Annotated in this window: 17 protein-coding genes; 4 read left to right on the top strand and 13 right to left on the bottom strand. The window is 40.6% G+C overall.

Features of this window, described 5'->3' with window-relative positions:
• From PSE69_RS07875 to PSE69_RS07865, 3 genes are all read left to right on the top strand, one after another.
• Nucleotides 1-786, top strand: coding sequence for a heme ABC transporter ATP-binding protein (locus tag PSE69_RS07875; protein ID WP_121875264.1), 786 nt, complete (start codon nt 1-3; stop codon nt 784-786).
• A 651-nt stretch (nt 787-1,437) separates the two neighbouring features.
• Nucleotides 1,438-1,809: a helix-turn-helix domain-containing protein gene (locus PSE69_RS07870; RefSeq protein ID WP_272675201.1), complete on the top strand. Its 372-nt coding sequence runs from the start codon at nt 1,438-1,440 to the stop codon at nt 1,807-1,809.
• Between the two features lie 397 nt (nt 1,810-2,206).
• Nucleotides 2,207-3,745: a sulfatase-like hydrolase/transferase gene (locus PSE69_RS07865; protein WP_061064119.1), complete on the top strand. Its 1,539-nt coding sequence runs from the start codon at nt 2,207-2,209 to the stop codon at nt 3,743-3,745.
• A gap of 77 nt (nt 3,746-3,822) precedes the next feature.
• Here PSE69_RS07865 and PSE69_RS07860 read toward each other — a convergent pair whose 3' ends face one another.
• The 11 genes from PSE69_RS07860 to btuC all read right to left on the bottom strand — a co-directional run bounded on the left by PSE69_RS07860 (nt 3,823) and on the right by btuC (nt 14,825).
• On the bottom strand, nt 3,823-4,839 hold the full coding sequence (locus PSE69_RS07860) for a lipoate--protein ligase (protein ID WP_004919115.1): 1,017 nt from the start codon (nt 4,837-4,839) through the stop codon (nt 3,823-3,825).
• Nucleotides 4,840-4,914: 75 nt separating this feature from the next.
• Nucleotides 4,915-5,403, bottom strand: a complete 489-nt coding sequence (locus tag PSE69_RS07855; RefSeq protein WP_014658203.1) for a C40 family peptidase — start codon at nt 5,401-5,403, stop codon at nt 4,915-4,917.
• Nucleotides 5,404-5,493: 90 nt separating this feature from the next.
• On the bottom strand, nt 5,494-5,895 hold the full coding sequence (gene arnF / locus PSE69_RS07850) for a 4-amino-4-deoxy-L-arabinose-phosphoundecaprenol flippase subunit ArnF (RefSeq protein WP_004919107.1): 402 nt from the start codon (nt 5,893-5,895) through the stop codon (nt 5,494-5,496).
• Nucleotides 5,892-6,239, bottom strand: a complete 348-nt coding sequence (gene arnE, locus PSE69_RS07845; protein ID WP_004919105.1) for a 4-amino-4-deoxy-L-arabinose-phosphoundecaprenol flippase subunit ArnE — start codon at nt 6,237-6,239, stop codon at nt 5,892-5,894. The genes arnF and arnE overlap by 4 nt, the downstream gene beginning before the upstream one ends.
• Nucleotides 6,236-7,894: a lipid IV(A) 4-amino-4-deoxy-L-arabinosyltransferase gene (arnT, locus tag PSE69_RS07840; RefSeq protein ID WP_072502212.1), complete on the bottom strand. Its 1,659-nt coding sequence runs from the start codon at nt 7,892-7,894 to the stop codon at nt 6,236-6,238. Before arnT ends, arnE begins: the two co-directional genes overlap by 4 nt.
• A gap of 7 nt (nt 7,895-7,901) precedes the next feature.
• Nucleotides 7,902-8,795 (bottom strand): 4-deoxy-4-formamido-L-arabinose-phosphoundecaprenol deformylase, encoded by an 894-nt coding sequence (gene arnD, locus PSE69_RS07835; protein ID WP_004919102.1) that lies wholly within the window; start codon nt 8,793-8,795, stop codon nt 7,902-7,904.
• Nucleotides 8,795-10,777 (bottom strand): bifunctional UDP-4-amino-4-deoxy-L-arabinose formyltransferase/UDP-glucuronic acid oxidase ArnA, encoded by a 1,983-nt coding sequence (arnA, locus tag PSE69_RS07830; RefSeq protein WP_004919101.1) that lies wholly within the window; start codon nt 10,775-10,777, stop codon nt 8,795-8,797. The genes arnD and arnA overlap by 1 nt, the downstream gene beginning before the upstream one ends.
• A complete protein-coding gene (arnC, locus tag PSE69_RS07825; RefSeq protein WP_004919099.1) occupies nt 10,777-11,769 on the bottom strand; it encodes an undecaprenyl-phosphate 4-deoxy-4-formamido-L-arabinose transferase in 993 nt (330 codons plus the stop codon). Before arnC ends, arnA begins: the two co-directional genes overlap by 1 nt.
• Nucleotides 11,769-12,914, bottom strand: coding sequence for a UDP-4-amino-4-deoxy-L-arabinose aminotransferase (gene arnB / locus PSE69_RS07820; RefSeq protein WP_121875058.1), 1,146 nt, complete (start codon nt 12,912-12,914; stop codon nt 11,769-11,771). The genes arnC and arnB overlap by 1 nt, the downstream gene beginning before the upstream one ends.
• 132 nt (nt 12,915-13,046) lie before the next feature.
• Nucleotides 13,047-13,817 (bottom strand): vitamin B12 ABC transporter ATP-binding protein BtuD, encoded by a 771-nt coding sequence (locus PSE69_RS07815; RefSeq protein ID WP_121875057.1) that lies wholly within the window; start codon nt 13,815-13,817, stop codon nt 13,047-13,049.
• A gap of 6 nt (nt 13,818-13,823) precedes the next feature.
• Nucleotides 13,824-14,825: a vitamin B12 ABC transporter permease BtuC gene (gene btuC, locus PSE69_RS07810; RefSeq protein ID WP_004919093.1), complete on the bottom strand. Its 1,002-nt coding sequence runs from the start codon at nt 14,823-14,825 to the stop codon at nt 13,824-13,826.
• Between the two features lie 241 nt (nt 14,826-15,066).
• On the opposite strand from btuC, the gene PSE69_RS07805 reads away from it, so the two are divergent.
• Nucleotides 15,067-15,963, top strand: a complete 897-nt coding sequence (locus tag PSE69_RS07805) for a RhoGAP domain-containing protein (RefSeq protein ID WP_227698406.1) — start codon at nt 15,067-15,069, stop codon at nt 15,961-15,963.
• A gap of 248 nt (nt 15,964-16,211) precedes the next feature.
• On the opposite strand, the gene ihfA is transcribed toward PSE69_RS07805, so the two are convergent.
• Both ihfA and pheT read right to left on the bottom strand, forming a co-directional pair.
• Nucleotides 16,212-16,508 (bottom strand): integration host factor subunit alpha, encoded by a 297-nt coding sequence (gene ihfA, locus PSE69_RS07800; RefSeq protein ID WP_004919089.1) that lies wholly within the window; start codon nt 16,506-16,508, stop codon nt 16,212-16,214.
• A 4-nt stretch (nt 16,509-16,512) separates the two neighbouring features.
• Nucleotides 16,513-18,900, bottom strand: coding sequence for a phenylalanine--tRNA ligase subunit beta (gene pheT / locus PSE69_RS07795; RefSeq protein ID WP_004919087.1), 2,388 nt, complete (start codon nt 18,898-18,900; stop codon nt 16,513-16,515).
• Nucleotides 18,901-18,912 lie beyond the last annotated feature (12 nt).

Genomic DNA, 18,912 nt, shown 5'->3' with positions numbered 1-18,912 from the left:
ATGAATACACAAACTCTACTTGAAGCACGTAACCTCAGTTTTCACGTTGCCGATAAGGTATTAATAAAAGATATCAGTTTATCCATACAGCAACATGAAATGGTCGTCATTATTGGTCCAAACGGTGCAGGAAAATCCAGTTTATTAAAACTACTGACTGGTTTTCACTCTCCCACTCACGGGGAGTGTCTGTTAGAAGGTTTAGATTTACGCAAATGGCAACATAATGCATTGGCGAAAAAACGTGCGGTGATGAAGCAACAAAGTAGCTTATCATTTGCCTTTACTGTTGAAGATGTCGTGGCGATGGGGCGTAGCCCGTATGGCGCTGAGCATAAGCAACAAGCCATTGAAGCGGCGTTAGCACAAACAGATTGTTTGGAATTACGCCAACGCGATTTCCGTCAGCTTTCTGGTGGTGAACAACAACGCGTTCAGTTAGCACGAGTACTTGCTCAAGTCTGGCAACCCAACCATAGCCCTGCTTGTCTTTTTCTTGATGAACCAACTTCAGCTCTTGATCTTTACCATCAACAACATAGCCTACGGTTATTACACCAATTAACACGTGAGCGGCCTTTTGGCGTGTGTTGCGTCTTACACGATCTTAACCTTACCTCCCTGTATGCTGATCGCGTGTACTTAATTCACCAAGGCCAACTTGCGGCGGCAGGTACGCCTGAAGAAGTTCTGACGACAGAAAATCTAACTCGTTGGTATAAAGCAGATTTAGATGTGATCTCACATCCTGAAACAGCCACCCCACACATCTACTTGCGTCGTTAGTCACCTATTAGGTTTCTTGGGTCTTCTCAAGAAACCTAATAGTCTTCCCTTTGCATAATTTCATCTCCAGCTAACCTCTTTGCCAAAACAGGACATGAATGCCACGCCATGTATTTCTTGCTTATACCATGTTGAGTCAAGTGATTTTTTTAAATTGTTAAAGATACGTTAAGTAAATTGACTTATTTGATAGTTCAACTAAAGTTAAACAGTCAACCATTAGCATCAAAAATCACAGATTATTGAGCATTAACCCCCGTCACTATTACCTCGGTATTTCCTAAGTATTGATGGTAAAAATCAGCACACCTGTCACAACTTAAGTTAAATTAATTTTTCAATATTTTACTTGGTTAATAATTTCGAATACATCCAACAAAAAAATTGAACTTGATATATCCGACTGCTTTTTTGATATATCAACCCCTACCATTTACACTCAGCTATTTGATTTTAATAGACAAATAACATACACTCTTGTATGTATAAATTTGAATTATTAATAAAATCTATCGTATCAATAACTATTCTCATTAAAAAAAAGCACGTTATGCCTATCGATATATCGGAAAAATGGGAAGAATAGACAGTAATTTCTTTAGTTATTATTAGTTATTAATGAACAATAACCCATAGAAGTGGGAGGTAAATATGTCTGAGAGTGTAGTCAACGATATTGTTAAATGGCTGGAAAGTCAGTTACAGCGCAATGAAGGCATCAAAATCGACACACTTGCCGATAAAAGTGGTTATTCAAAGTGGCATTTACAGCGTGTTTTCAAAGAAATGAAAGGTTGCACGCTTGGCGAATACGTTCGTAAACGCCGTTTATTAGAAGCTGCTAAATCATTACGCAATGGTAACCTGCCAATTTTAGATATCGCTCTGCAATATGGTTTTAGCTCACAAGCCACTTTTACACGTATCTTTAAAAAACACTTTGACATTACCCCAGCAAAATTTCGTCAAAGTGGTCAGTTGCCTGAATGTAAAACATTTATGTCTTGCAACTGCAACAACTAAATAAATTTCAGTTGTATAGTTGAGTATTAATAGTCCCCTTAATTATTTTTTCATTCCCTAAACATTGAAGTCTATGTCCGAGCCGGTAAATACCGGCTCTTTTTTTGAAATTTGCCCATATCGCTAACAAGTTTATCCTCAATACCGCCTTATATAGCAACAAAAGAAAGCTATCTTCTCTTAAAAAATCATTTCAGAACGGATAATAGAGTGATGTCATGCCTTTAAAGCACACACGTCCAATGTGTATTTTTTTGACATTCAGTGAAAAAAAACATAATCTGCGGCAACTCATTTATGAGTGTTATAGTTAAATTATTATTAATATTATTTTTTTATTGTTATAAAGGCTGTTTTTGTGGGACATTCCAGATTATTTGCATGGTATAAAAATAGAATGCAAAATAAAATTTTAAAAATAAAACACTATTTTTTATACATTATACCACTCATCATTCTTATCGTTTCATCAAAATTAATGTTGAAAGGTTCTGGGTATGCTCATCCAACTCCGAGAGACATTACGCTCGTCTGTGCTCTTTATATTATCCTTTACGCTTCAAAAAAAGCTTATTATTGGATAGGTGTACCAATAGCAATATTGTATGCTATTTATACGCCTATTGGACTGACCTTTGATAAACCAACCTACCAATATTTTGCTTCGGTTATTGCAACTGATGCTATTGAAGGCATTGAGTTTTTCACACAAATTCCATTTACTCATTATCTTTATGCCGTCCTCATTATTGTTGGAATATTCGCCTTCCAAAAATTATGTACAAAATTAAATATTAATTATTATCGAAACAAAACACTGATGATCATTCTGGTGATAATTGCCTTGATTAATCAATCGCCATTTGATTATTTCTACAATATTTATGAATCCGTATCTAAGGTTAAGGGTGAAGTTAGCGCACTACATGATTTTACCAAACCCAGCGAATGGGGAAAATCAACGTTAAATAACAACAGCCGTTATGATGACTATGTATTAGTGATCGGAGAGAGTGTTCGCCGTGATTATATGGGTGTCTATGGATACCCTATAAATAACACCCCCTTCTTAAGCCGTGTGAACAGTACCATTATTGATGGGTTAAACAGTGCTGGAAATAACACTATTGGCTCATTAAGATTAATGTTAACACAGTCAGATAAAGAAAAATTAGAACCTAATTATGGCTTAAATCTAGTTGGACTCGCCAAATCAGCCGGTTTCAAAACATACTGGATATCGAATCAAGGTTATATCGGTAAACACGACACTCCAATTACCTTTATAGCAAAGCATGCTGATGTGAAAAAATTCAATAAACTCGGTGCCTTCAATTCTAATGATGAAAGTGATTTTTCCCTTATTCCTATCTTTCAAAAAGAATTAAATGCCCCTATCCAAAAGAAACAGAAAAGATTATTTATTATACATCTTTATGGTTCACACCCGAACCCATGCGGTAGAATTCAGGATTATGAAAATCATTTTATTACCCAAGATAGGCAATATCATAATATCTCCTGCTATGTTGCAAGCATTAATAAAACAGATGAGATCCTTGAGTCAATTTATTCATTGTTAGAGACGCAATACCAACAAAAAGAACGTAAATTCTCAATGATTTACTTTGCTGATCATGGTCTTTCCCATCAAGAAGAGGGAGACCAAATAAAGCTCCTACACGGAAAAACAAAATATGCGTACCGTGTTCCATTAATCCAGCTCTCTTCCGATCACCAATCAACTCAATATATTGTTGCTAACAAATCTGGGATGATGTTTATTGATGGTATTGCTAATTGGTTAGGCGTTTCTAATCCACTTCTAAATGAAAATTATCATTTATTTAATTCAGAAAATTATATAGAAGATTTTGGTTTGAGTGAAAAAATAGAAGACAAACCGGATGACGCTATTAATATTCATGGTAAATAACGCTTAATGTTACCTACCCCTTACCTATTTTTATTTCGGGTTAGGTAACATTTAAGCAGCATAGAAACAAAGCGTATTTAGCTTAACTCATGCACTAGCCAGCTTTCAAGATCAGATAACTGTTCGGTTAATTCAGGCCATATTTGATGCATTTCTAATATTAATTTACGAATGGTTTCTGTTTGGTAAACTTGATCGGTAAGTTTCTGGCTTAACCATTCTAATGGGGATGGGTCAAGACTGTCCGTAAAAAATTGGCAACGTTTAATAACCCCTTTTTCGATATCAAAATGAAATTCGATACCTCCCCATGGGAAACGTGTATCACTATAATGGGTAAAAGCAGGTGCTTGACCGAAATTCCATTCCCAACTACTTTGCTTCGCAAAAGTTTCACGAAAATGCGGTAAGTCCGGTAATTTCTCAGGTGAGATAAATTCAGCCTCAACGGTTTCACCATAATAATCGAAAAAGCTTTTTACGATACCCTCGCACACTTTTTCATGACTGATATCTGATACCAGTTCACATAAATTCGTGACTCTTGAGCGAACTGAAGTGATCCCTTTAGCCTGTAATTTTTTAGGGTCAGGGTTAAGATAATCTGCAAGCCGATTTAAATCAGAATTGATAAGTAAAGTACCATGATGGAATCCTCTGTCACGGGTTTCTCGGTAAGCAGATCCTGATATTTTCCTTGGCCCATCATCGGTGTTTAATACCAAATCATTGCGACCAGAAACCTCAGCATTGATCCCCACCCTTGCTAAGCCATCCACAATAATTTTTGTCGAAATACTTTTATCATATTCTGGTTTGCCCGCCATGAAGGTAAAACACGTATTGCCGAGATCTTGAAAAACGGCACCGCCCCCGCTACTACGGCGAGCTAAGCGTACATTATCCTCTTCCATACGACGCGTATTACACTCTTTCCATGGGTTCTGTGCTCGCCCAATAACGACCGTGTCAGCGTTACGCCATAAAAACATAACACGTTGATCGGCGGGCATTTGACGAAAAATCGTCTCTTCAACCGCAAGATTAAACCAAGGGTCGAAAGATTCTGAAATCAGTAAACGTAAGCGAGACATTAAGCTATCCTAGAAACAAAAGTTGCAACTAAGATAGCATAATTGAAGACAAAAATGAGGGGATCACACGGGAAATCAGATACGCCGCGCTTGCCAAAACACTTTTCGCCAATACACATTATCCATTGACGAACGGATCACACCCTTACTGGTCGATGCATGAATAAAGGTATTATCTGTATCATAAATTCCGACATGTAAACCATTTTCACCGGACCCCGTTTTAAAGAAGACGAGATCACCTGGCATCAGGTCGGATTTATCAATACGCGTTCCCAATCGTGTTTGATCTATCGTTGTACGCGGCAATTGGATAGCAAAACGGTCGCTAAATGTACGGTAAACAAACCCAGAGCAATCAATACCGCTTTGACTCATCCCACCATAATTATATGGCGTACCATACCATTGCTCTAACTGTTCTTTAAGTTGTGCAATGGTCATTATAGGGTCAGATAATTGCGTTTTTAGTGGCGGTGGTGGCGTTCTTTTTACCGACGTGGAAGAGCAGCCAATCAACACTAATGAAAGCAATAATGGTAGGTGTTGCCATTTTATTATCATGTTGCACCCTTAAATAAACAATCGACACGCTTAATTTATTATCATAGTTGCTCAAATATGAAAAATAAATTATCACGCAACCAAATTATTCTACTTTTGAGATTGTCCTTTTGTTGGACGGCTAATTAACCAAACACCAAGGATAATAAATGCAACGCCCCCTGCTTTTAGCCAAGTCGCGGGTTCATGATACCAAGGTAAAATAACCGCCAATAGATAAACAAATACATAGCTTAAACTAATCAGCGGATAGGCTTTATTAAGCGGGATGGATTTTAGTGCAAACAACCAACATAGCATTGATAAGGCATAGCAGACTAACCCCACGAACACTATGCTAAGATTTGCCAGATTTGCGAGTAGCCATTCAGATTGTAACCAATGCCATCCTAATGTAAACGAAGGCAACCCCACTACACCTGCTTTTAAGCTTAATTGTGCAATGGTGACTAATAGCGCACTTCCTATTACCCAAAAATAGCCTTTGTTCATCCGCTTATACTCATCAAGAAAATACCAAACATAATTGCCGCCACACCTAACCAATGATTAAGCCCTGTCTGCTCATGGTAGACAAACTGACCAATCAAAGTAACCAACACAAAATTAATACTAAGCATTGGATACGCAATGCTAAGCGGCATGCTTTCGAGCAATTTAAGCCAAAACAGCATGCCTAACCCAAGCATTAGCAATGCCAGCACCAGCCAACGAATGGCTGATGCCGTTTTATTATGTTTATCACCCTGCCAGCATACCACCGCTTGCTTTTGCGCTATTTGCCCAAGGCAAGTGAGTACACTAACTAAAAGCAGTAATAATAATTGAGCAATCATTGTTTGTGATACACCACTATCGCAATTCGCGAATTACTGATCACCTCATCTGGCTTAGGAATATCCGGTAATCCTTCTTTACGTCCAAGTAAGAAAACCACTGTCACTTGGCCTTCTTGGCGAGCTTTTGCCAACCAAGCCGCAAATTGATCAGGCTTCACTAAACGGTGTTGGCTATCCGGGTATTCCAAACCATAAGTCAGCTCACCGCTGCTATTATACAGGTAGATATTAGCGTTTTTCGTTTCCCACGCTAACCCGGCTGCAATGCCCACATTACTCGCCATAAGATATTTGCTATCCATCAACAAGTCATGGTTTTGGTGGATAAAGCTCTGTGGCAGTTTGGAATTTATCGTGTTATTTGGCAATGCACTACCGATACACAGGCTCACCGCCAACGAGCAAGAGGCGGCCCATAGCCAATATTTGGCATTTAACACGGTACATAGGTAACCGATGATACCCCAAATCGAAAAAGCAACGATACCAAGCACCATTTTTGACCATTCGTCGGCTTCGTATAACGGGCGCTTAATCACCGTACTGACAACAATGACAGCGATTACGGCGAGCACCCCAATCGCAACGTTGATCATGCCATTGGCCTTTAATGCTTTCATCTTCCCACTGCGTACACAATCCACCCCATATTTAGCCATGAGCAGTGCTAGTGGAGCCATAAATGGCAGCATATATGTTGGCAATTTGCCGCGTGAAATGCTGAAGAAGATCACAGGCACAATAAACCAACAGAGCAAGAAAAACATATCTGGACTTGATTTGCGCTCTCTCCAACCTTTCAGCAAAGAGCCAGGTAATAACCCAACCCAAGGTATACTGCCTAATAAAATAATCGGAATGTAATACCAAAAAGGAGCAATGTGTTGCGCATCATCGGCGGTAAAACGTTTAATGTGCTCTATCCAGAAGAAGTAATTCCAATAGTCAGGCTCCTGTTTAGCGATGGCTAGCGCCCAAGGTAAACTAATGATAACCGCTGATATAATCGCCAATGGCCCATACTTCACCATCTCAAGAAAGCGCTTTTGGTAGATTGTGATAGGCAACATTACAATCACAGGAATGGCAAGCGCAAGGAACCCTTTAGTCATAAAGGCCATCCCACACGCTAAACCAAGACATATCCATGCAGCAAGTTTTTCTTTTATGCCACGCGCCTTCATTGCCCATAGGCAACAATACATACTGGCTGCTATCCAGAGTGATAGCATAGGGTCAAGTACACTATAGGTGCCGACAGCAAATACCAAGAACATCGACACATAAATAAAACTTGCGACATAAGCGACATGGTTGTTACGCCACATCATTTTTGCCATTCGGTAAACAAGTAATGCACTGAGCAAAATACAAAATACCGAACCAAAACGAACTGCAAAGTTAGTATCGCCAAAAATCATTTGGCTAATATTGTTGATCCAATAGCCTGCTACTGGCTTTTCAAAATAGCGTATATCCAGCATATATGGCACGATCCAATCACCGCGTTGTAACATTTCACGGCTGATTTCTGCATATCGTGTTTCGTCAGGTTGCCAGAGTAAACGGCTATTTAACGGTAGCAGATAAGTTAAGATAAAAAAAAGAGCCAGCAGAGAGGCTCCTACTTTGCTCGCTCGATTATTCAACATGCTTATACTATCCCTCTTCTTGGCAGCCAAGCCAACCCTCACGCCCTGGGAATGGCGCTCTCACGACTTTCCCTTTAGGTAAAGTGCTAATGTCTTCTGGCAGCAAATCACTCAATGTACAGAATTGGATTTCTTCTTGGGCAATTCGTTCCAATAATTGTGAAAATTGTTCTGATTTAGACATACCTTCAACTTCAGTATGAATGGTGTAAACGGGGACACCTTGATCCTCTTTTATCGCTTGAAGGATAAAATCATTAAAATTTTCATCACTGACAACGGTGCCAACGACTTCATCATAAGTCGGTAATGTGACAGGAATTTGTACCGTGCCTATTGAACCATCACGTAAAATGGGTCTAAATGGATACTTACCGCGACAATCGCTATTGTAATTAAAACCAAACTTTTGTTTAACCTCAAGCACACGTTCATCGCCTCGCCAGCCAGCAACCGCCGAACACGTAACAGGCTGACCGATGGCTTGCTGCAAAGCATCAACCCCCAATTTAACCTGCTCCGTTAATTGGGCTTCGCTCCATTTAGCCACTTTGGCTTGCCAACCTTGGTGATCCCAAGCATGCAACCCTACTTCATGACCTGCATCTAGCGTTTGTTTCATCAAATAGCCTAAATCTTTGGCTATTTTTTTACCTGGCCACGCTGTACCCGCCAATAAAATATCTAGCCCATATAGGGAGGCGGCATTTGACCTCAGCATTTTCCACAGGAATTTAGGACGCAAAAGGCGCCATAAATGGCGCCCCATGTTATCGGGTCCTACACTGAAGAAAAAGCTGGCCTGAATGTCATGCTGTTTCAGCACGTTGAGTAGTTGCGGTACACCTTCTAATGTGCCTCGATAGGTATCCACATCAATTCTCAAGCCAACTTTTTTCATTAGTTCTTACCTAATTCTTCTACCGCACCTTGCAAGAAGAAATCCAGTGTCTCTTCAATAGTATCTTTCATATCGATTGTTGGAACCCAATCAAGCAGACGACGTGCATTTTCCACGCTTGGTTTACGGTGCTCAACATCTTGATAACCTTTACCATAGTAGCTGCTACTTTCGATTTCACGGAAACCTGCAAACGGAGGGAAATGGCCGCGTAGAGGGTGTTTTTCGAAACTTTCAAGTAACATTTCAGCTAATTGGCGAATGCTTGCTTCGTTTGTTGGGTTACCGATATTGATGATCTGACCGTCGCATTTGCCGTCTTTGTTTTCAATAATACGGAACAGTGCTTCGATACCATCTTTAATATCAGTGAAACAGCGTTTTTGCTCACCACCATCAACCAATTTAATTGGCGAACCTTCAACTAAATTCAAGATTAACTGAGTGATCGCACGAGAGCTACCAATACGTGCTGAGTTCAGGCTATCCAAACGTGGCCCCATCCAGTTAAACGGACGGAATAACGTAAATTTCAAGCCTTCTTTCGCGCCATATGCCCAAATTACTCGGTCTAACAGCTGTTTAGACACAGAGTAGATCCAGCGCTGTTTATTGATAGGACCAACAATCAAACGTGACTCATCTTCATCAAACTCTTTATCATCACACATACCATAAACTTCAGAAGTCGATGGGAAGATAATACGTTTGTTATATTTCACGCAGTAACGCACGATTTTCAGGTTTTCTTCAAAATCTAATTCAAAGACACGCAGTGGGTTACGGGTATATTCGATTGGTGTTGCAATCGCCACCAATGGCAGAATAACGTCACATTTCTTAATGTGGTATTCGATCCATTCGGTATGAATACTGACGTCACCTTCGATAAAGTGGAAACGTGGGTTACCAATAAAGCGGTCAATCGCCGATGAGCTGATATCCATACCATAGATATCATAATTATCATCTTGCAATAAACGCTCTGTTAAATGGTTACCGATAAAACCGTTAACACCTAAGATCAGAACACGCTTACGACGTTTAATTTGTGCAGTCGGTTTTGGCCCTACACGAACATCAGTCACGATACCCATTTCATTTGCTAGACGGTTGCCTTGCATATATAAACCGGAGTCACCCTGACCACTAACAACTTCAATAGCCCCTTCGCCACAAGCAATACGCAGAGGGTCACTTGATAATACTGTACCCGCGCGTTTACCTTGATTATCATCGAGCACACGTGCACGCCAAATTACCATTTTACGCTCACCTAAATAGGTAAATGCGCCTGGGTATGGCTCAGTAACAGCACGAATTAAGCAATCAATTTCTTTTGCAGAACGGTTCCAGTCGATCAAGCCATCTTGAGCGGTACGACGACCGAAATAGCTTGCTTGGCTCTCATCTTGCGCCACTGTTTTATAGCTACCCGCTTCAATCAATGGCAGTGTTTTATCTAACAGTACTTCAGCCGCTTCACGAACTTTTGCGTGTAACGTTAATGCAGTATCAGTATCGGTGATTGTGACTTTTTCTTGTGCAACAATGTCACCAGCGTCGGCTTTAGTGACCATTTTGTGCAACGTCACGCCTGTTTCTTTCTCGCCGTTCAGCAATGCCCAGTTAATTGGCGCACGACCGCGGTATTTAGGCAGTAAAGAGCCATGCAGGTTAAATGCACCTTTAGGGGCCAATGCCAGCAATTCTTCACTGAGCATATCGCGGTAATAGAATGAGAAAATTACATCAGGTTTTAATTCGCGAATACGTTCAATCCATAGCGGATGGTTTACGTTTTCTGGCGCGTAAACAGGAAGTTCCATGTCCGCGCTGACACGCGCTACTGAAGAGAAAAAGTGGTTTTCGTTAGGATCATCAGTATGAGTAAATACTGCTTGAATATCGAAACCTGCTTTTTTTAGCGCTTTCAGCCCTACACAGCCAATATCATGATAGGCAAAAACAATAGCTTTCATTAGTTTTCTTCCTGGTTTTTGTCAGTCTTAGCCTTAGCACCGACGACTTTTTGAATAAAATAACGGGGTCTCGCGCGCACATCATTATAAATCCTGCCGATATATTCACCAAGCAAGCCCATAGCAACAAATTGTGCACCGATAAACATAAAGAGTATTGCAAACAGTGTGAATACGCCGTCAGCGGCCCATGTTGCACCAAAGAGCAAACGTAATACGATTAACAACACTGCAAGCAAGAAACCGCCTGCTGCAATAATACTCCCAACAACACTTAACAAACGCAAAGGTGCTGTTGTTAAACACGTCAACAGGTCATACATTAAATTAATCAGCTTCATAAAGCTGTATTTAGAATCGCCAAACTCACGTTCAGCATGCGCTACATCAATTTCAATGGTTCTACGAGCAAACGTGTTGGCTAAAATTGGAATAAATGTACTTCTTTCATGGCATTGTAACATCGCATCAATAATATGACGGCGATAAGCACGCAACATACAACCATAATCGCCCATAGAGCGACCGGTCGCTTTTGTGATCATCGCATTAATCATTTTAGATGCCGTTTTACGGAACCAAGAATCTTGACGGTTAGCACGACGCGTGCCAACAACATCATAGCCTTGTGCCGCCGTTTGCACTAAGCGAGGGATCTCTTCTGGAGGGTTTTGTAAATCAGCATCCAGTGTAATCACCAAATCACCATCCGCTTGATTGAAACCAGCCATAATTGCAGAATGCTGCCCATAATTACGATTCAAAATAATCGCGATAACATGGTTATCAGGATTTTCTGCTGCCTCAGTCAACATTTTAGCGGAACGGTCACTACTCCCATCATCCACTAAAATCAACTCATACTCTTGCGTAAGTTGTTTACACGCTTTAATTGTACGCTCAAGTAACTGAGGTAGGCTTTGCTCTTCATTATAAACAGGGATTACAACAGAGACTTTTTTTATCTCTTCAAATTCATCTACAAATGACACTATTTTGACTCCAAAAGGATTTCATTTATCGCTTTAACAACCCGATCAACATCTGCATCAGACATATCAGGGAAGAGAGGCAGGGAACAAAGGGTCGCGGTGTTCCATTCTGACTCTACGAGTGAGAGCTCTGGGTATTTCTCACGGTAATATTTCTGTGTATGTGCGGCACGGAAATGTAAACCTGTACCGATATCATACGCTTTTAGTTTTTCCATAAAGCTATCACGATCAATACCGCATACACTTTTATCGACACGCACCATAAATAAGTGGTTAGCATGCAAATGTGAATATTCAGGAACTGAAAGCATTTGTAATGGGGAGTCTTTCAGTGCGGCACGATAACGCGCTACCAATTGTGCACGACGTTGATTCATTTCTTCAACACGAGACAACTGAACAACAGCAATCGCTGCATGAATATCAGATAAATTATATTTTAAACCAGGTTCAACCACTTCTGCTTGTGGTTTTCGACCTTGCATTTGTCTATCAAAGGCGTCAACCCCGAGACCATGGAATTTTAAGGTACGAACGCGCTGTGCTAATTCATCATCATCAGTGACGACTAATCCACCTTCCGCACACGTCACATTTTTAATTGCATGAAAAGAAAAAATAGCGGTTCCCTGCTGACCAATCCATTCTTCTTTATAGCGCGTTCCCACCGCATGAGCCGCATCTTCAATCAACGCCACTCCCGCTTTTTGCGCGATAGTACGCAAAGCGTCAAGATCACAAGGAGCACCTGCGTAATGTACAGGAATTATCGCTTTCGTTTTCGCAGTAAGCGCTTTTTCTACCACATCGGGTTGTACCATTAATGTATCACGGTCGACATCAATCATAACGGGTGTCGCGCCTAATAACTCAATCATATTAATGGTGGATACCCATGTCTGCGACGGGGTGATCACCTCATCGCCTGGGCCGATACCCAATGCCATTAAAACAACATGCATACCCGCAGTGGCTGAACTTAGCGCTATTGCATGCTTACAACCATAACGTTCACAAAAATCTTGTTCCAACTGATGGTTCTGAGGCCCTGTCGTAATCCAGCCTGAACGTAGAACTTTCTCTACTGCCTTAACCTCTTCGTCACCGATTGCCGGTTTTGAAAACGGAAGGAAATTGCTCATATAATCTGTAGCCTAATTTTTTATTAAGAAGAGAGTATTCTAGTTAAAGTTACTTTAACCGAACATCAACACCTGAAAACATTTCTTATATCGTAAAGCATAATGAAACCGACGATTAAAACAATTTTTCTGCTACTCGTCAAAACTAATTACTTGCCAAGTTTTCGTTTCGCTATCTGTACTTGAAATAATTTTACTTGCAAATATCTCAGATAAATTAAAGTCAGTCATCACTTGCTCAGGTTTACCTGAAAAAATAATTTCACCTTTTTTTAACATCCATATACGACTTGCATGTCGATATGAATGACTCAAGTTATGCCCACTCATTATAACCGTTCCTTGGCAATCACAAAAATATTTCACCCATTTATCAAGCTTGGATTGTTGAATAATATCTAAATTGTTTGTTGGCTCATCAAATAGAATAAATTTTCCACTTAAATCTTGACGATCCCAAACTTGCAAAAAAGTTGCAATAATACGGACTCGCTGCCATTCACCACCCGAAAGTTGTGTGATAGGTTTCATTAACAAGCACGCTAATTGGAAATCTTCAGTTAATTGGTTAAATAACGCTATTTGATACTCATTTGATGAATAAAACAGCGCCAGATATTGAAAGACTTTTAAAATAGGTTGCGTTGATACTTGCTGAGGAAAATAGGCTCTCTGCTGACGCAAAGCTTGCACCCGATACTCGTTGAGCGCCCGACCATTAATATTTAATTGTCCTTGAAAAGCTAAAAAACCACTCATTCCACTGAGCAAGGTACTTTTCCCCGTCCCATTTGCACCAAGTAAATGAATTTGCTCTCCCGCAAACACAGTTTCATTAATATTGATAAGTCGGCTATCAATGGAAAACTGAATTAGCTCAATGATAGGTTGTCTATTCATCATTTTATTTTATCGCCATTGATTGTTACGCGCTAATAGCCAAATAAAGATAGGTGCCCCTAACGTCGCGGTTATCACACCAATAGGTACCTCAGCATTAGCAATCAGTGTGCGTGAAAGCATATCGGCTAATAATAACCCTCCCGCTCCTGTGATAGCACACCCCGGCAATAATGTTCGGTGGTCGGTCAATCCTGCCAACCGTAAAATATGGGGAATGACTAACCCAACGAAACTAATAGCACCCGCAATAGCAACGCTCAAACCAATTAGCACCCCCGTCACGATAATCAGAGCAAGACGCCAGCGATGGTGAGAAAAACCGAGTTGATAAGCTTGCAATGATCCAAGTGATAAGTAATTGAGTGTATTACCTTGGCAAATTGCCCACAATAAAAAAGGAATACAAGCAATGACTAGAGCAAATTGACGCCAATCAATACCGCTAAAACTTCCCATCATCCAATAGAGGAGTTGACGTAGGTCTAGGCTGCTACTCATATAGACCATCCAAGTCATTATCGCACCACAAATCACACCAAGCGCCACGCCAACTAGCAGTAAGCTCGTGTTATTAAAATGCTTTCGTTTGGCAAAAAACAGCAGTATCGCGGTTAATAATAATGCACCAACAATTGCACCTGAACTTATTAGCCAATACTGAGTTACCCCATGAGAGAGCAAAACAATCAGAACGACGGCGACACCAGCACCATTGCTGATCCCCAATAACCCAGGTTCAGCCAGTGGATTTTCGAATAAGGCTTGCATGATAGCCCCTGTTACCGCAAGGGCTGCACCAATGGTAATGACTGCCAATAATCGAGGAAAACGAATTTGCCAAATAAATAATTGTGCCGATTCGCTCGCCCATTGGTTTGGCCATAACCCTACTTCACCGACACTCAAAGCCAAGACACTGACAACGATTAAAAAACAGACCAATACACACAGTAACCGTATATCGGCGTGCCTCTGACGTTTTTGAAGGGTAAGCAATTGATTATTCATTAAGTAGAAAATGTCTTAAATATTAACAGTATTGCCCAATTATAGCTTTTTGTGCAAGCGATACCAATGCAGCAAATTTATACTGCACATCCATTTTTATTTGAGCATTTGAAGGGACAATATGAAATCGACTTTATCAACATCAACGCCCGACTTCACTTCCACAACTAAAATAACCGATACACCCCTTAAGCCTATCAATCAACCCAAAACAAGCCTCTTTGCTGCATCAATCCAACGAGTGACTAATGTTTTAAAAAAATTTTTAGGGTTACCTTCGCAACACCAACATGAATCTATTGAAATAAAAAACAAAAATATTGATGTATTAAATTACAAAAAATTAAGCGATAGCGATCAAGAAAATGCGCTCCCCCCTTCTCAATACAAAACCCCGGCTGAATTAAACGCAATGCAAATGCGGATAGCGCAACAACAAACAGCAAAACTCATTGAAAAACAGAATATAGATGCTATCAATGAGTATATTGGTATCGCTTATGAAGATCGCCTTAAATACCAGCAAATTAATGAGATTGGTACTGCTATCTTATCTCATCCAAATTACTTACATGAAACAGGACCATTTCGAATATCAGGCAACAAACAGAGAGTTGAAATAATATTAGAGCATCTCGCTAGCAATAAATCTATTGATATCTTTTTTATTCAAAAAAATAACATTGACGTATCTGATCTAACATCAGCATATAAAAAATTAGTTGGCAACGTTTTAGATAGTTCATCGAGTGAACAAAAAACATTATCGACTCTCTTCACAAAATATCATGATGCAATCGGAAACAAAGCTACAGTGAAACGTGCTATTGAAACAAACCCAACATTGGCAACGAGCGAAAATAATATTTTAGCCGTTTCTGATACAAAAATTTTAGACTCACTGCCACCGCTAAAAAAACTGCCATTGATATTGCAAATAGCGGTGCCCCTACTTACCGAAATCAGCCGTCATGCAGAAAAACACCAGATGACCCCAGAAAATTTATCGATCGCCTTTGCCCCGACTCTCGATAGAACCGATTATTCTAAAACAGCGGGAAATCCTCTTGATCAACTCAAACAAATAGGACTTGCACAATTACCTATTAATTATTTTACCGCATTGTTGCAAAGATAAGCGACCGAATATAAATTTTTCCACCTTTAAAGCTATAGCTACCGATACCATAGGTAGCTATTTAAAATATCGATAAATACATCAGTGTGATCAATCCTCAATACCCTCTAAATATTTTCTAGCTGATAGTGTGGAAGCCCTATTCTGCATCCAGATAGATAGCATAAAATATATTGAAATAATGCTGTGCCATGAAAAACAAAAGACCGCCTAAACGGCGGTCTTTTACTCGCAATGCAAGTCTACTATCACTCTTTTGGTGTCGCTTTTTCGACGCGGCTCTTCAATTTTTGGCCAGGACGGAAAGTGACAACACGGCGTGCAGTAATTGGAATATCTTCCCCAGTTTTTGGGTTACGACCGGGACGTTGATTTTTATCACGTAAATCAAAGTTACCGAATCCAGATAATTTCACTTGCTCACCATTTTCTAAGGAGAGGCGAACCTCCTCAAAGAAAGATTCCACAAGGTCTTTAGCATCACGTTTGCTAACACCCAGTTTTTCAAACAAATTTTCTGACATTTCAGCTTTAGTAAGCGCCATAGTTTTAGTCCCTCAAGGAGGCTTGGAATCGCTGTTTTAATGCAGCAATACACAGATCAACGGTCGCGGTTATCTCTTCTTCTTCCATGGTACGCGTTGTATCTTGGAAGACGAGACTGATAGCGAGACTCTTATAACCGTCTGCTATCCCTTCACCACAATACACATCAAACAAGTTTATGCCAACTATATGATTTATGCCAACTTTTTTACATTCTGCCAAAACATCTGCGGCGGCAACGTTTTCTGGCACAACAATCGCAATGTCGCGACGGTTCGATGGATAGCGTGAAATCGCCTTCGCATCAGGGATTGCACGGTGTGCTATCGCATCACAACGAACCTCAAATACCACAGTTCGACCATTTAAATCGAGTTTACGTTCTAGTTCTGGATGAACAACACCAATAATACCAATATGTTCATTTTCCAGATAAATCCCAGCACTTTGACCAGGGTGCAATGCCGGATGTACTTCAGGTTTAAATGTAATTTGATTCAGTTTGCCAGTCAATTCCAAAACAGCTTCAAGATCACCTTTTAAATCAAAGAAGTCCACAACTTGTTTATCTAATGACCAATGTTCATCGAATCGGTTACCCGCAATCACGCCAGCCAGCATGGTTTCCTGACGGATTTGATATTCTGCTTGATTATCAGGGATAAAGCGCAAACCTGTCTCAAATAATCGAATTCTATTTTGTTGACGATTTTGATTATAGACTACCGTAGTCAAAAGACCTGTTAAAAGTGACAAACGCATCGCCGACATATCAGCAGAAATTGGGTTTGGTAACACTAATGCTTCCTGCTCTGGGTGAAGCAAAGCTTGCACTTTCGGGTCGACAAAGCTGTAAGTAATTGCTTCTTGGTAGCCTTTATCAACTAACATCGCCTTAATACGCTTAAGCGGCAGATTAGCTTCTTTGTGCTTAGTCATGACTAAATCTGCACGCAGCGGTACATCTGGAATGTTGTTATAACCATAAACCCGTGCAACTTCTTCAACCAGATCTTCTTCGATCTGCATATCGAAACGCCAGCTTGGTGCAACCACATCCCAACGCCCTTCAGAAGCTTTCACTTGGCAACCTAAACGGGTCAAAATATCTGTCACAACATCATCCGCAATCGCATAACCAATCAATCGATCGAGTTTATTGCGAGTCAGAGTAATATGAGCGACTTTCGGTAAATGTGCTGAGCTGGTGACATCAATAATGTCACCAACTTCACCACCACAAATATCCAGAATCAATTGTGTCGCACGTTCAATGGCTTTGAACTGTAATTCAGGATCAACACCACGCTCAAAACGGTGAGAAGCATCAGTGTGCAAACCATAATTACGTGCACGGCCTGTAATCGCTAGTGGATTAAAAAACGCACATTCTAGAAGGATGTTTTTGGTTTCGCTGTTAACACCTGAATGCTCACCACCAAAAATACCCGCAATACCGAGTGGATTTTTCTCATCAGCAATCACTAGCGTATCAGCGTTCAGCGTCGCTTCGCTACCATCTAACAGAACCAGCTTTTCATCTTGTTTTGCCATACGCACCACGATAGCGCCATTTAGGCGATCGAGGTCATAGGCATGCTGAGGTTGACCCAGTTCAAGCAATACATAGTTTGTGATATCAACAACAGCATCGATTGAACGCACGCCACCACGGCGCAATTTCTCTTTCATCCACATTGGGGTTGGTGCAGAGACATCAATATTTTTGATAACTCGACCAAGAAAACGCGGACATGCTTCAGGTGCTTCAACGCGGATTGGGAAGGTATCGGTTGTAGTGGCTTTCACCGCCTCAATCTTAGGCGCTGTCAGTGCTTGTTTATTGATTACAGCCACATCACGTGCTACACCAAGAATGCTTAAACAGTCCGCACGGTTTGGCGTAATGCTAATTTCGATGATGCTGTCATCAAATTTCAAATAATCACGTAAATCAGTACCAATTGGCGCGTCTAATGGCAGCTCAATAATACCGCTATGATCATCAGAAATACCTAACTCAGAGAATGAACAGAGCATCCCTTCTGACGGCTCGCCACGGAGTTTTGCTGCTTTGATTTTAAAATCGCCGGGTAGAACTGCACCAACCGTTGCGACAGCTACTTTCAAGCCTTGACGGCAGTTAGGTGCCCCACACACGATATCAAGCAAGCGATCGCCGCCAACATTGACTTTTGTGACTCGTAGTTTATCTGCATTTGGATGCTGACCACATTCAACCACTTCACCAACAACAACACCTGTAAATTGCCCCGCCACCGGTTCAACACCATCAACTTCCAAACCGGCCATCGTGATTTGTTCGGATAATGCTTCACTGCTAATGGCTGGGTTCACCCATTCACGTAACCAAAGTTCACTGAATTTCATGAGAAAGTCCCG

The sequence above is a fragment of the Providencia sp. PROV122 genome, assembly GCF_028482365.1.
Classification (GTDB): domain Bacteria; phylum Pseudomonadota; class Gammaproteobacteria; order Enterobacterales; family Enterobacteriaceae; genus Providencia; species Providencia stuartii.
This window is presented reverse-complemented; position numbering and strand designations above follow the sequence as displayed.

What these genes read in the sequence shown, in the direction of transcription:
- PSE69_RS07815 (WP_121875057.1), bottom strand. Translation starts at nt 13,817, where the DNA reads ATGATGAATAGACAACCTATCATTGAGCTAATTCAGTTTTCCATTGAT.
- arnB (WP_121875058.1), bottom strand. Translation starts at nt 12,914, where the DNA reads ATGAGCAATTTCCTTCCGTTTTCAAAACCGGCAATCGGTGACGAAGAG.
- PSE69_RS07875 (WP_121875264.1), top strand. Translation starts at nt 1, where the DNA reads ATGAATACACAAACTCTACTTGAAGCACGTAACCTCAGTTTTCACGTT.
- pheT (WP_004919087.1), bottom strand. Translation starts at nt 18,900, where the DNA reads ATGAAATTCAGTGAACTTTGGTTACGTGAATGGGTGAACCCAGCCATT.
- arnA (WP_004919101.1), bottom strand. Translation starts at nt 10,777, where the DNA reads ATGAAAGCTATTGTTTTTGCCTATCATGATATTGGCTGTGTAGGGCTG.
- btuC (WP_004919093.1), bottom strand. Translation starts at nt 14,825, where the DNA reads ATGAATAATCAATTGCTTACCCTTCAAAAACGTCAGAGGCACGCCGAT.
- PSE69_RS07870 (WP_272675201.1), top strand. Translation starts at nt 1,438, where the DNA reads ATGTCTGAGAGTGTAGTCAACGATATTGTTAAATGGCTGGAAAGTCAG.
- arnT (WP_072502212.1), bottom strand. Translation starts at nt 7,894, where the DNA reads ATGTTGAATAATCGAGCGAGCAAAGTAGGAGCCTCTCTGCTGGCTCTT.
- arnE (WP_004919105.1), bottom strand. Translation starts at nt 6,239, where the DNA reads ATGATTGCTCAATTATTATTACTGCTTTTAGTTAGTGTACTCACTTGC.
- PSE69_RS07855 (WP_014658203.1), bottom strand. Translation starts at nt 5,403, where the DNA reads ATGATAATAAAATGGCAACACCTACCATTATTGCTTTCATTAGTGTTG.
- PSE69_RS07860 (WP_004919115.1), bottom strand. Translation starts at nt 4,839, where the DNA reads ATGTCTCGCTTACGTTTACTGATTTCAGAATCTTTCGACCCTTGGTTT.
- arnF (WP_004919107.1), bottom strand. Translation starts at nt 5,895, where the DNA reads ATGAACAAAGGCTATTTTTGGGTAATAGGAAGTGCGCTATTAGTCACC.
- ihfA (WP_004919089.1), bottom strand. Translation starts at nt 16,508, where the DNA reads ATGGCGCTTACTAAAGCTGAAATGTCAGAAAATTTGTTTGAAAAACTG.
- PSE69_RS07865 (WP_061064119.1), top strand. Translation starts at nt 2,207, where the DNA reads ATGCAAAATAAAATTTTAAAAATAAAACACTATTTTTTATACATTATA.
- arnD (WP_004919102.1), bottom strand. Translation starts at nt 8,795, where the DNA reads ATGAAAAAAGTTGGCTTGAGAATTGATGTGGATACCTATCGAGGCACA.